This is a genomic window from Streptomyces sp. NPDC047315 (assembly GCF_040643215.1).
Taxonomy (GTDB): Bacteria; Actinomycetota; Actinomycetes; order Streptomycetales; family Streptomycetaceae; genus Streptomyces.
Genome location: NZ_JBEYTZ010000021.1, coordinates 156,585 through 168,705, shown reverse-complemented (window position 1 = coordinate 168,705; position 12,121 = coordinate 156,585). Strand labels below are relative to the sequence as shown.

Sequence of the window (12,121 nt, the reverse complement as noted above, 5' to 3'; positions counted from 1 at the left end):
CACCGTGCTCGCGCATCCACGTTATGCAGACCTGCCGCCCGCGAGCTGCCCGGCATTGCGCCGGGCCGGGCGGTGGCCGGGTCTCTCATCAGCGGTTCCGACGGCACCTCCCGGACCCGGTGACACCACCCCCCAGGTCATCCGTTCGACAGAGGGGACACAGTCATACCGGGCCCGGAGGCCAGCGGCCCCATTGCAGGACCGCGAAAAACATAACGGGGGAGGCCGCCGATGATGAACGTGGTGACCGGCCGGTCGGCTTTCACGATCGCGTGGAGGCGGTGCTGCCCGTCGAGGACGTTGCCGTTGCCGTTGCGGTCGAGCTTGATCGCCTCGCCGTTGATCGGCCAGGTACCGGCCTGGATGTCGCGGAGTAGTCGGCGACGGTTGCCGGGCGCAGGTTCCGGTTCACGGTGTTGCGGCGCAGGAGCCGGGCGGCGAGCCGGGGGTGGAGGGAGATGATGTGCGCGCTGGGACCCGTCGAGGCGCCGAGGAGGTCTTCGAGGGCGGCGAGGGTCTTCGGCTCGTCGTAGCCGGGGGTCTTCAGGGCAGAGCAGTTCGACATGAGAGGGGCATCTCCTCGTACAGGGACGTCGTGGTGCACCCGCGGTGCGGGGCTTTCGACGTCTAGTACGCCGCACTGCGGAATCTGTTACACCTTCCGGAAAACTGCAGATCAGACCCCTGGTGAGTGGTGTGTGGGCCGGAAAGAGGTGTGGGCGCCGACCGTCGGTCGGCGCCCACACCATGGCCGCGGCTCGCTCAGATCTGGGGCGCGGCCTCTGCCGGCATTCGGCCTCGCGGGGCGTGCGCTCCCTGTCTTCGCTCGGACTTCAGGCCAAGCGTCGTACGCGGGGAGGGTCTGTGTTCGTGAGCGGTACTGGTCCCTTTCTGGGGCGGTGCTCGGGTCAGTGGCGTAGCTTGCGAATGGGTGCGCTTCGCAGGCACATTGCGCCTAATCCCGCTCCGAGCACGGCGAGGGTGAGGGCGAGGGCGATCAGTGAGTCCGCGGGGTGCAGTACCCAGGCCCACGGTTGGGGGACGTTGCCTGGTGCCCACCCGGCGGTGGAGAGGGTGACGGGTACCAGTGTGGTCGCCAGGGCTGCGGATCGTCCTCCGAGGAATGCGGCCAGCAGTATCGCTATCCCGATGTAGGCCACCATGTTCCGGCCGATGACGACGGCTATGTCTTCGCGGGAGATCAGGTAGGCGACCCCTGGTACGAGGGCGGTGAAGGCCGCGCAGGAGAGACCCAGGGTTGCGTCCCATCGGTTGATGGGGCGTACCGCGATGCGTTCGCTTTTGACGTCGCCCCTGGAGATGCCGTGCATCAGGGCCACTGCCGGTAGAGCCGTGATGAGGTGCCCGGAAAGGAACGTTCCCGCCTGCCCCGTGATGGACGGTACGGGGAGTTCAGCGTCTCCGATGACGAGTCCCGTCATCGCTGTGAATACGGCGGTGATGATGAATCCGACGATCGAACGGGATTTCAGCCACCAGTTCATTCAGTGGCTCCTGGGGGAGCGAGTTGGGGCTTCGTGGAACACGAGCTGATGGCCTTCGTGTTCTTCTCGTACCAGTCGATCTGGGCGGCTGGAGGCTGCTTCCGCACGGTCGTTGCGAGGGCCAGAGCGCCGGGTATGACGTGGCGGGAGGCTGTGTTAGCGGGGACACCTGCGGTGAGGAGGAGCCATGCGGAGACCGGGGCGACGGCAAGAGCGCCCGGGTACTCTTCCTTTGCGGCACATGCGGGTAGGTCGGGGACGAGGCCCGAGACCACCCCGAGTGGCACCCTGACCGCCTTGTCGTCCGGCAGAAGGCCGAGTTTCGTCTCTCCGTCCTTGGGGCGGGCCGCCATGGTGAAGACCGGGTCGGTGGATAGACCGGCGGCATGGAGTTTGTTGACGACGTTGGCTGTCTCGGCGCGTACCTCGGTGCCGTGTTCCATCTCGGGCCAGAGGCATACGGTGATCCCCGACTGGGCCGTGCAGTTCAACTCGTCGGTCGAGCGGTCTACCGTAGGTTCCGCCGACAAGGACGACGCGATGCCGGTACCGAGGCCCGCACCAGCGGTGATCAGCACTGCGGACATCAAGAGGGTCGCCACAGACGTCCGGCGGCCCATCATGATGACGCAGGCGAGGATCACGGGGACAGTGAAGGCCACTGCACTCCACAGGGCCCGATCGTCGAAACTGTTGTCGACCGAGCAGCAGTTGCGTAGTCCTCCTCCGACGAGATGCCTAATCCACAAGGGCTCCCAGGACACGGGATACGCGTTGGCGATGAACGCTGCGATGAGGACTGCGGGAACTGACAGGACGGCGGTCCAACGGCGGCCGATGCAGTAGCCGACGAAGGTGTTGGTCATGATGAGGAGCAGTACGACGAGTAGCATCCGCAGCTCAGGCAGACCGGCTCCGACGCCTGCGGAGCTGGCGGAGAGGAGCAGGGCGGCCAGGGCGACCAGCATGCCGCCGATGACCACGGGGGCGAGGACAGGCGCAGTGATCCCTACAGCACTGCGGACGGACGTCTGGGTGAAAACCCGCCCGCGGGTCAGGCGCGCGCCTTCCCACGCGCCCAGTCCCGCGCAGATGGTGCTGATGAAGGGCAGGGCGTAAGTCGACGTCCCTGTGACGGAAGGCCAGTAGTTGGGAGTCGTCCCTAACGTGATGTCGTTCCCGATCGCGCCGAGGACGAACACGAGAAGGAAGGGTGTGACGTAGGTGGCAGCAGAGGATCGCAGGAGCGCGCGGAGCCGCATGCTTACGCCTCCCCGTGGACAAGTCGCGCGTAGGCTGCTTCAGCCCGCTCTCGTGAACCGGCCACATGGTCACCAGCAAGGTTGTGGAACTCTGCTGTGGTCCCCTGAAATCGCACTGTTCCTTGGTCCAGGACGACGACTTGCGAGTAGGAGTCGGCAAGGTCTTCGGTCTGATGGGTGGAGACCACCACCTGGACGTCGTTGCGAAGGTTCTCCAACAGACGTCTGAACACTTTCCGTTGGGTGGGGTCGAGTCCGGCTGTCGGTTCGTCCATCAGGACGATCTCACTGCGGTGCGTCAGTGCGCCGGCTAGTCCCATGCGCCTTCTCTGACCGCCGGACAGCTTGTTGCTGGGGCGACCAGCCAGGTCAGTGAGATCGACTCGACCCAGGGCGTCGGTGGACGCCTGCCATGCCGACGCCCGTGACATGCCCTTCAGCCACCCCGCGTACGCGACTTGCTCTCGGACGGTGAGGCCAGGGATCGCCACGACGTCCTGGGGCAGCCATGCAACGGCACGTACGTAGGCGGCGCGTGTCCGACGGTTCGAAGGGCGGTTGCCGCGCCACCGGACCTGTCCACGTTGCGGTTGAACGTCGGTCGCCGCCAGGGCCATCAGCGTCGACTTCCCGGCTCCGTTCGGGCCCAGGAGAACCGTCGCAGGATGGTCGAGGGTGAGGCTCAGTCCAGTGAAAACGGACGTCTGTCTGTTGTAGCGGAAGTCAATCCTGGTGAACTGCAGTGTCATGGGGGGTGAAACTCACTCTGCTGGCAATGGGGTTGGAGTGCAGCGTTGGCACATGAACAAATGTGAGGATGCGTTGGGCCCTGCGGACGGTTCCCGCAGGGCCCAACGCATCAACCGGTAACTACCACCTAATGTGCGCGGAATCCGCGAAGAAGACTGATCCTCCCGTGAAGCCACTCAGCTTGAAGTAGTAGTTTCCCGCTTGGGGGTCTCCCCAGGCCCACGTCCGGCAACGTTCGGTCTTCGTGCCGTAGCTGTCGTCGGGAGCGAAGTCGACTACCCGGTAGAGGGTGAGACTGGCGAAGGTGAACTGCGTGTCGGTGCTGCAGCCCACCAGAGCCACTGCTGTGGTTTCTGCGTCGCTGTTGCGGTCGTACCAACGGTTCGACTCATGGCCGACCTGCCAACCCTGAATGTAGCTCCACCGCTCGTTCTCGGCGTGGGCCGGAACAGCGTTCACGAGCAGCAGCATCACTCCTCCGGCAACAGCTGCCACGACTTTGCGCACAGTATTCATAAGCCCCTCCCCTATGACGGTCCCGCGCTGGTCAGAGCACAGGACTCCTGGCGTAGATCGCGATCGCAGAGTGATCATAGACCTACCCAGAGCACCCACTGTGGAACTTGTGTTCGAATTGGCCGGAACTGCATGCACGATGACGCTGCGACGCGGGCGCAGGCCTAATCACCTGGCGCGAGACCGACAGGCCAGCTCTCGTTGCTCGCGTGACCGGCACTGGAACCCACGCTACTCAGAGCTGGCGACCCGCTCCTCCGCGGCGGGTCCGATGTACGGAGCGAGCTCACAGCGCTCGATCCGGACTGGGTGTGAAGCGGCACGGACCGGGCAACGGTCGCATCGGACGGCAGCGTGACACCGTGTGCCTTCGCCCCTTCCCTCGGCGTCGGGAACGTCCGCGACGGCGGCCTGGACGATATCGTTGACGGGTCCGACACGGGCACCACCAAAGCCCTCATCCGAGAGTCGGTGCGCGAAGGCGGGAACGCCGGCGATGACGATGACGGGGACAACAAGTGCAACCCGGGGGCCGCCCCTGAGGAATGCAGCCCCTGGTACCCGGCCTCCAGATGCGCACCCAGGAACTAGCCCGCATGGAAGCTGACGTGACCGAACGCCTTCCCGATCCTGACTTCTTGGACCTCGTACGGCCCTTCACCGGGCCGGTCACGGAGATGAGGGCCACGGAAGGCGGATTCATGTCCGATGTTCTGGTGCTGGTCGACGGTGATCTCGGCCGCTACTTCGTCAAGGGCGTCCGGAGCGGGACGGAGGGCGCCGGGACTCCCTGGTCCGCGAACGGCTGATCAACGAAGCGGCGCGACCGGTCTCCCCTCCCCTGCTGTGGCACACCGAGGACAACCGGTGGACGGCGCTGGGATTCGCAGACGTGCACGGGAGGCCGAGTCGCTTCGAACCGGGCTCCCCTGACCTCCCGACCGTGCTCGACCTTCTCGGCCGAATCGGCGAGATCCCCTTGCCCGGCCTGGTCACGGACTGGCACGAAACACGCTGGGATGCCTTCACCGCGGGCCCGGATGAAGCCCGGTTGTTCCGCGGCAACAGCCTGATCCACGGCGACATCGCTCCGGGCAACTCCCTCGTCGCCCTCGATGGCTGCGGCGGCTGGGCGGTCGACTGGGCCTGGCCAACACGCGGTGCCGCCTTCATCGACCCCGCAACCCTGGTCCTCCAACTCATCGCCGCCGGCCACACCCCAGCAGCCGCCGAAGACCTGGGGTCCGCGTGCCCCGGCTGGGCGAAAGCCGATCCCCGCGCCATCGACGCGTTCGCCAGAGCCAACCTTCGGATGTACCGCCACCGCGCCGAGCGGTTCACGAAGCAGACATGGCTCCACGACATGGAAGCGACCGCCCAAGCGTGGGTCGACCACCGCACCGCCGGGTCAGCTCACCCCTCCGCCTCAGACTTCTCAGCGACGCGGGCCACCTCTGCCCACACCGTCAGCGTCGCCGACGCCGACGCCGATCTTCACGCAGATACCGTGCACCTCGCCATGGGTCACGCTGTCGTAGCCGCGCTCGATCCGCGAGAAACGCACCTGAACTCCAGCCATCGCCCGCGCGACGTTGGCGGACGGCATCTCGATCTCTTCGCGCCTGCGGCGCAGTTGTCCACCCACCCGTCGCTTCTCGGTGGGCGGGGTCCCCTCTTCTGCGTCGTCGTAGTCTGTCCCGCCTGAGTCACGCTTGACCATGCGCTCAAGCAGCCAGCAGATCCAGACAAACGACGGCCCGACTCCCCTGGATACCGTCCGAGAGAGACGGGCCATGCGTATTTGATCAGGCGCCGAGTTCGCCTCGTGTAACAGCTTCAACGAACGCCTCCCAGACGGCTGCGGGGAACGCGAACGCGGGTCCATGGGGGTGATGATTGCGGTGAACTCCAGAGGACTGGTCCGACGCAGGACCTCTTGGCGAGTCATTCGTACGGCAACCAGTCGATCGATTTGCTCGCTTGAAAGACCGGTTTGGACTTGCTCATGAATTGCTCGGATGTACGCCTCGGTCTGAAGCAAGCCGGGAACGTACTTGCTCTCACAGTTTTCCAACTTCTCGGCGGTGGCCTCAAGCCCGAGATACGCCTTGAAACTGGGCAGGATGACGTCCCGGACGTCCGGCGACTGCCACCAGTCCTTCTTGGTCTTCGTGACGGTGGCATAGCCGACCAGCGTTTCCTACGCCTCAGGCGATGCACCGTAGATCTGACACAGGGCGATGACGTCTGCGGGTTCCACAGCGCCGTTGTCTGCTGTCTCCAGTCTCGTCAGTTTCGAGGGGGCCCAGGACAGCTCGCGGCACACCGCGGCCCCCTTCTTCCCAGAGGCGACACGCAGTTCATGCAACGTCACACCAAGCTGCAGGCGGCACAGAGCAGGTGTCGCCGCCTCGAAGGACGGCATCCCCGGATCGCTGTCAGTCATCCCTGCGCCCGGTCCTGCATGTACGTGCCGCTCCACAGCATGACGCCGAACGTTCGACGGGTGCAACGCACCTTCTGCCGTTTCGCAGAACGTTCCCGCATGTGCGCCAACTCTCTTACGTTGAGGGAAAATTAGCAACAGAACTCCTCTCGCAGAATTCTGCGAAACGACTTCCACGGGCAGATTTCCGCTGCCATGCTTGCGCAGCCCCAGCCCCAGCCCCAGCCCCAGCCCCAGCCAGCGTCTCTGCCGTCCCCGCCGGACCGGCCGCCGCAGCAAGCAGGCCGCTCTCTCTGACGGAGGTACGCGATGCCCACAGCACGGCCCGTACACACCGGGCAGCCTCATTCTCCGGCCCCGGACGTCAGCCGCGACTTTGTGACTGCCTTCGAGCCCGACGTCTCCCGCGTTCCGCAGATGCGGCGACTCGCCCGGGAAGCGCTCCGTCTCTGGAGGCTGGAATCGGTGGTGGACGAAGCGCTCATCGCCGTGAGCGAGTTAGAGGTCCTAACAAAGGCGTTGGACGTGGCGGTGGGTGATCAGGCAGGTGGCGAGGCCGAGGAAGGCTTCGTGGATGTCGTCGCGTCGTTCCCATCGGATGCGCAAGCGGCGGAAGCCGTGCAGCCAGGCGATGGTGCGCTCAACCACGTACCGGAAGACGCCCAGGCCGGAGCCGTGGGGTTGGCCTCGTTCGGCGATGACTGGGCGGACGCCGCGGGCCCGGAGTAGACGGCGGTACTTGTCGTGGTCATAACCGCGGTCGGCGAGGATCGCGTCGGGCCGGCGTCTGGGCCGGCCGACGACGCCGGCCACGGCCGGGACCTTGTCCAGCAGGGGCAGGAGCTGGGTGACGTCGTTGCGGTTCCCGCCGGTCAGGGACATCGCGAGCGGGATGCCCTGCCCGTCGGTGAGGACGTGGTGCTTGCTGCCGGGCCGTGCGCGGTCGACCGGGCTGGGGCCACTTTTGGGCCGCGCCGAGCCGCCCGAACGTGGGAGGAATCGATCACCGCCCGCGACCAGTCCAACTTCTTCGCGGCCCGCAGCTTCTTCAGCAACACCAAGTGCAGTTGCTCCTAGACGCCGGCCTCGTTCCAGGCCGCCAGGTGGACGCCAACAGGTCATCCCCGAACCGAAGCCCAGCTCCTGGGGCAGGTACTCCCACTGGATACCGGTATGCAGCACGAACAGAATCCCGCATAACGCCCGCCGGTCCGGCACCCGAGACCGCCCCTCCACCAGCTTCGGACCCGGCCCCGGCAACAACGGCTCGATCAACGCCCACAGTTCATCCGACACAATCCACGGCCGCGGGCTGACGTTTCCCCACGACCCGACCAACGAGCAGACAAGCCAACAGTCACGTGATCAACAACTTCTGTTAGGACCTCTAAGCCCTCGCGTAGGCGAGACGGAACAGCTCCACGGCCCGCTCCAGGTCCCGCTCGGACAGGAGTTGGACCTCCAAGTCCCCCGTACCGTGATGGCCGAGGCCCGTCACGTCCCAGGTGACCCCGGGCACGAGGTCGACCTCCTTCGGGTCGGCCTTCAGGTAGGCGAGGATCTTGTCCTGACGTGCCGGCGGGACGCAGACGAAATTCCGCAGCCGACGGTACGCGGTGTACTGCTTGCGCCGAAACGCCGCCACATCACCCCCCAGGCCCAGCAGCACCTCGCCCAGGGCCGCCGAGAGATCCCTCATCGCTCCATCGGTTTCCCGGAGCCCCGGCGCCGCCGTGGTCCTGGCCCCCCGTCGGCTGCGGGGCGCTCCGGCGTGCCCGTGGGCGGAGGCGACGGTCTCCATCCCGATGTGGTGGTCGCCGTGGAGCCGGTAGCGGACGAGGTCGATGCTGCGGCGGTGCTCGCGTACGGCGTGGACGTCGTAGCGGGTGAAGTCGCCGGCCACGCAGATCACCCGCGGGTTGCTCCACAGGATCCGCCCGGCGGCCTCGGCAGCAAGGCGCTCCCGCACCAGGTGCTGGAACTCCGTGCGGTGGTCCATCAGCCAGGCCAGGTAGAGCAGGCCCTGGTGGATCACCCCGGCGTCCGTCGCCCGCTTGTACTCGACGATCACCGGTGCCCCCGTTCTCGTCCAGGCCCAGCGAGTCGACCCGTCCGCCGTGGACCGGCCCGGTGCTGTACTCGCTCGCCAGGAACCGTACCCCGAGCATGATCTCCATATGGGCCTCGACCAGGCTCTGCACATCCGCCTCGACATCCGCCAGACGCGGCATGGCCTCCGTCATGCCGCGCTCCGTGCTGAACAGCCTCAGCCCCATCGCCCCCATCCCAATATCGCTTCAGGGGGCCCAACACATGCGGCGGTAGGAATATTTCGCCGAGGAAGCCGAGCTCGAACCTGGCAAACGGAACCAAGTTCCGGAGAGCGACGATCCCCCTGGAGCGGCTGCAGGACCAGACTCCGGCGCCCTACCAACCCCTCCGGTCACGGTCAGCAGTTGCTGGCACCTCCACTGCAGCGGCGTCTGGGGGCGGTGCGTGAGTCGCTGCACAGGGTCGTGTACAGCCCGCACCCGCGACCAACGGTTTTCACAGCGGACAGAGTGGCACCTACCTCACTCGGGGTCGCCCGGCCGTACTCCTGCGCCCCAGGAGAGGCCGGTGGCCCCGTCTCGGTGCGCCGCGTCGAGTAGTTGCCGTGCAAGGGTGCCGACTTCGGCGCGCGCGACTGCCGGTTCCTCGGATTCTCCGATGACCATGGCGGCCTCGCTCAGCATGCGGAACAGCACGCGCGTCGCCAGTGAACTCGGCTTTAGGCTCATCTGCCCCGTTGCGGCCAGTTCGTTCAGCATCGTGTCCAGCAGGCCCATCATCTGGGCCTCCAACTCGCGGCAGCGCTCCCAGCCCAGCACGGCGGGTGCCTGCTGGAGACAGATGCGCTGGTACTCGTGGTCCAAGCACGCGTCGAGATAGGCGTCCAGGCCGCGCATCAGCCGGTCCCAGGGTTCCTCCTCGCTTTCTGCAGCGTGGACGACCTTCTCGGCGATGCGCGTGTTGACCGTCGCCAACACCTGCTCGAAGAGTGCCCGTTTGCTGGCGAAGTGATGGTAGAGCGCCCCCTTGGTGAGTCGGGCTCCGGCCGCCACCTCGTCCAGCGAGGTCTGCGCAAAGCCCTTCTCGGCGAACAGTTCCAAGGCCGACTCCAGCAGTGCGGCCCGGGTCGCGTCCACGTACTCCTGGCGTCGTCCCTTGACAGTCATGACCAGCAGGATATTCCATACTCTGAGTATCTAACCAACCGAGAGAATGTTTCTCTCGTCTCGTCCTCAGGGGGCCCCATGCTTGCCCGACTGGCGTCGCTCGCCTTACGACGACGCCGAATCGTCCTCGTCCTCGCCGTTCTTGGCTTCGCGATCGCCGGGGCCCTCGCCTCACCGGCCATGAAGGTCCTCTCCGCAGGCGGGTTCGAGGACCCGGACGCCGAATCGTCCGTGGCCGTCGACATCCTGCGGGACCGGTTCGACACAGGCGATCCGAACTTCGTGCTGCTGGTCCGTGCAGCCGGGCAGGCTGATTCCGCAGAGGTCGCCGCCGACGGGCGCGCGCTCACCAAGAAGCTCGCCAGCCAGACGGGCGTGGCGGAGGTGACCTCGTACTGGACGGCCAGTCAGGCCGCCGACCTCCGCTCAAAGGACGGCAGGTCTGCGCTCGTCCTCGCCCGTCTCGCCGGAGACGACGACGAAGTGCTCAAGACGGCCAAGCGCGTCGCCCCGCTCGTCACCGGAGAGCAGGGCGTGCTGGAGGTCCGGTCCGGAGGGCGGGCCGAGTTCAACCGGCAGGGCTCCGATCGCATCACCAGTGATCTCATGCGCGCCGAGGGCATCGCCGTGCCCGTCACCGTCCTGCTGCTGGTCCTCGTCTTCGGCTCCGGAATGGCGGCCTTGCTTCCGCTGGCCGTGGCGGGAGTCTCGGTAGTTGGCTCACTGGCCGTGCTGCGACTACTCAACGAGGTGACCGGGGTATCGATCTTCGCCATCAACCTGTCCACGGCATTGGGTCTTGGACTGGCCATCGACTACTCGTTGTTCATCGTCGGCCGGTACCGAGAAGAGTTGCGCACAGGTCACGACACCGCGGCAGCCCTGCGGATCTCGCTGGCCACCGCGGGGCGCACGGTGGTCTTCTCCGCGCTGACCGTGCTGCTGTCCCTGTCCGCGCTCCTGGTCTTCCCGCTCTACTTCCTGCGCTCGTTCGCCTACGCCGGCATCGCGGTCGTGTTCTTCGCCACCCTTGGCGCGGTCGTCCTGCTACCGGCGCTTCTCGCCGTCCTCGGCCCCCGCATAGACCGGTTCGACGTGCTCGCCAGGTTCCGTCGGGGCAAGGCGGGGAAGCCGACGAAACGGCCCGAGGACGGCTTCTGGCACCGACTCGCCACGGCCGTCATGCGGCGCCCGCTACCGGTCCTCACGGTGGTCCTCGTCTCGCTGGCCGTCGTCGTCATGCCCTTCACCCAAGCCTCGTTCGGCCTACCGGACGACCGAGCCTTGCCCAAGGACATGTCTGCCGCACAAGTCGGTGCGGCAACACGCACCGATTTCCCGTCCTTCGCCGGGCAGGGACTGAAGATCGTCCTACCGGAAGGCAGGCCGGACGCTGCTGCGCTCGGCAGGTACGCCGAATCCCTCTCCGAAGTGGCCGGTGTCGACCGTGTGGACACCGTGACCGGCAGTTACCGTGACGGCGCCCAAATCGCACCCCCGGCCGCAGGGGCGGAGAAGTCGTTCACCGACGCCGACGGAGCCTGGCTCGCCTTGACGACCGGCGTCGAGGCGTACTCCGAAGCAGGTCAGGAACTCGTCTCCGACGTACGGAACGTCCGCCCGCCGCAGGGTGCCGAGGCCCTGGTCGCCGGCCCAGCCGCCACGTACGAGGACACCCTGGACAGCCTTTGGTCTGCACTGCCGTACGCGGCACTGATCATCGCCGTGCTGACCTTCGTCCTGTTGTTCCTGTTCACCGGCAGTGTCGTGATGCCGGTGAAAGCCGTCCTCCTCAACCTGCTCAGTCTCACGGCGACGTACGGGGCGATGGTCTTCGTCTTCCAGGACGGCCATCTGCAGTGGCTGGTGGGAGACTTCACCGTCACGGGACGCATCGACGTGACCATGCCGATCCTGATGTTCTGCATCATCTTCGGGCTGTCGATGGACTACGAGGTCTTCCTGTTGTCGCGCATCAAGGAGGAGTACGACCGCACCGGCGACAACCGCACCGCGGTGGCGGCTGGTCTGGAGAACACGGGACGCATCGTCACAGCGGCGGCCGGTCTCCTCGCGTTCTTCTTCCTCGCTCTGGTCAGCGCAGGCGTGACACACGTCAAGATGTTGGGGCTCGGAACGGCACTCGCCATCCTCATGGACGCGGTAGTCATCCGGGGCCTGCTCGTACCGGTGTTCATGAGGCTGGCGGGACGGGCGAACTGGTGGGCTCCTGCGCCGCTGCGACGGCTGCACGACAAGATCGGCTTCAGCCACGGTCCAACTTCAGTTGACGCGGGAACACCGGTGTCCGCACAGGCCGGAGCCATGATCGTCGGCGAGGCGACAACACCGCACACCACCCGCTGAGACCTGGCTCTGGAAAGTGGTTCGGGTCCGGCACCGATCGGTGCCGGACCCGGAATC

11 protein-coding genes and 3 pseudogenes are annotated in these 12,121 nt (G+C 66.3%); 4 read left to right on the top strand and 10 right to left on the bottom strand.

From position 1 onward, the window contains the following. Positions 1-262: 262 nt before the first annotated feature. The 5 genes from ABZ842_RS24250 to ABZ842_RS24230 form a co-directional block, all read right to left on the bottom strand. Positions 263-565 (bottom strand): hypothetical protein, encoded by a 303-nt coding sequence (locus ABZ842_RS24250; protein WP_361540265.1) that lies wholly within the window; start codon positions 563-565, stop codon positions 263-265. A 343-nt stretch (positions 566-908) separates the two neighbouring features. Further along, the gene (locus ABZ842_RS24245) at positions 909-1,505 is read right to left on the bottom strand and encodes a hypothetical protein (protein WP_361540263.1); all 597 of its coding nucleotides are present in this window, start codon (positions 1,503-1,505) and stop codon (positions 909-911) included. Then, complete coding sequence (locus tag ABZ842_RS24240) at positions 1,502-2,767, bottom strand: hypothetical protein (RefSeq protein WP_361540260.1); 1,266 nt, start codon at positions 2,765-2,767, stop codon at positions 1,502-1,504. Before ABZ842_RS24240 ends, ABZ842_RS24245 begins: the two co-directional genes overlap by 4 nt. A 2-nt stretch (positions 2,768-2,769) precedes the next feature. Continuing rightward, a complete protein-coding gene (locus tag ABZ842_RS24235; protein WP_361540257.1) occupies positions 2,770-3,516 on the bottom strand; it encodes an ATP-binding cassette domain-containing protein in 747 nt (248 codons plus the stop codon). Between the two features lie 121 nt (positions 3,517-3,637). Then, positions 3,638-3,988, bottom strand: coding sequence for a hypothetical protein (locus ABZ842_RS24230; RefSeq protein ID WP_361540255.1), 351 nt, complete (start codon positions 3,986-3,988; stop codon positions 3,638-3,640). 378 nt (positions 3,989-4,366) lie between these two features. On the opposite strand from ABZ842_RS24230, the pseudogene ABZ842_RS24225 reads away from it, so the two are divergent. The 3 genes and pseudogenes from ABZ842_RS24225 to ABZ842_RS24215 form a co-directional block, all read left to right on the top strand. Further along, positions 4,367-4,624 (top strand): annotated as a pseudogene (locus ABZ842_RS24225) (SPASM domain-containing protein); the annotation flags it as partial. A 5-nt stretch (positions 4,625-4,629) separates the two neighbouring features. Next, complete coding sequence (locus ABZ842_RS24220) at positions 4,630-4,842, top strand: hypothetical protein (protein ID WP_361540252.1); 213 nt, start codon at positions 4,630-4,632, stop codon at positions 4,840-4,842. A gap of 134 nt (positions 4,843-4,976) precedes the next feature. Continuing rightward, positions 4,977-5,738, top strand: a complete 762-nt coding sequence (locus ABZ842_RS24215) for a hypothetical protein (RefSeq protein ID WP_361540249.1) — start codon at positions 4,977-4,979, stop codon at positions 5,736-5,738. Positions 5,739-5,933: 195 nt separating this feature from the next. On the opposite strand, the pseudogene ABZ842_RS24210 reads toward ABZ842_RS24215, so the two are convergent. From ABZ842_RS24210 to ABZ842_RS24190, 5 genes and pseudogenes are all read right to left on the bottom strand, one after another. Continuing rightward, positions 5,934-6,155, bottom strand: a pseudogene (locus ABZ842_RS24210) (Scr1 family TA system antitoxin-like transcriptional regulator); the annotation flags it as partial. A gap of 78 nt (positions 6,156-6,233) precedes the next feature. Next, positions 6,234-6,458 carry a helix-turn-helix transcriptional regulator gene (locus ABZ842_RS24205; RefSeq protein WP_361540287.1) on the bottom strand — a complete coding sequence of 75 codons (225 nt, stop codon included), beginning with the start codon at positions 6,456-6,458 and terminating at the stop codon, positions 6,234-6,236. Positions 6,459-6,986: 528 nt separating this feature from the next. Then, positions 6,987-7,775, bottom strand: coding sequence for an IS5 family transposase (locus tag ABZ842_RS24200; protein WP_361540284.1), 789 nt, complete (start codon positions 7,773-7,775; stop codon positions 6,987-6,989). A 91-nt stretch (positions 7,776-7,866) separates the two neighbouring features. Next, positions 7,867-8,722 (bottom strand): annotated as a pseudogene (locus ABZ842_RS24195) (DUF5655 domain-containing protein). 330 nt (positions 8,723-9,052) lie between these two features. Then, complete coding sequence (locus tag ABZ842_RS24190; protein WP_361540246.1) at positions 9,053-9,697, bottom strand: helix-turn-helix domain-containing protein; 645 nt, start codon at positions 9,695-9,697, stop codon at positions 9,053-9,055. 78 nt (positions 9,698-9,775) lie between these two features. Here ABZ842_RS24190 and ABZ842_RS24185 point away from each other — a divergent pair, with 78 nt between their 5' ends. Next, positions 9,776-12,064 carry an MMPL family transporter gene (locus ABZ842_RS24185; protein ID WP_361540243.1) on the top strand — a complete coding sequence of 763 codons (2,289 nt, stop codon included), beginning with the start codon at positions 9,776-9,778 and terminating at the stop codon, positions 12,062-12,064. Positions 12,065-12,121: the final 57 nt, after the last annotated feature.

Bases quoted from the DNA above. Each gene is read 5' to 3' on its own strand.
- ABZ842_RS24250 (WP_361540265.1), bottom strand. From the start codon at position 565: ATGTCGAACTGCTCTGCCCTGAAGACCCCCGGCTACGACGAGCCGAAG.
- ABZ842_RS24245 (WP_361540263.1), bottom strand. From the start codon at position 1,505: ATGAACTGGTGGCTGAAATCCCGTTCGATCGTCGGATTCATCATCACC.
- ABZ842_RS24240 (WP_361540260.1), bottom strand. From the start codon at position 2,767: ATGCGGCTCCGCGCGCTCCTGCGATCCTCTGCTGCCACCTACGTCACA.
- ABZ842_RS24235 (WP_361540257.1), bottom strand. From the start codon at position 3,516: ATGACACTGCAGTTCACCAGGATTGACTTCCGCTACAACAGACAGACG.
- ABZ842_RS24230 (WP_361540255.1), bottom strand. From the start codon at position 3,988: ATGCTGCTGCTCGTGAACGCTGTTCCGGCCCACGCCGAGAACGAGCGG.
- ABZ842_RS24220 (WP_361540252.1), top strand. From the start codon at position 4,630: ATGGAAGCTGACGTGACCGAACGCCTTCCCGATCCTGACTTCTTGGAC.
- ABZ842_RS24205 (WP_361540287.1), bottom strand. From the start codon at position 6,458: ATGCCGTCCTTCGAGGCGGCGACACCTGCTCTGTGCCGCCTGCAGCTT.
- ABZ842_RS24190 (WP_361540246.1), bottom strand. From the start codon at position 9,697: ATGACTGTCAAGGGACGACGCCAGGAGTACGTGGACGCGACCCGGGCC.
- ABZ842_RS24185 (WP_361540243.1), top strand. From the start codon at position 9,776: ATGCTTGCCCGACTGGCGTCGCTCGCCTTACGACGACGCCGAATCGTC.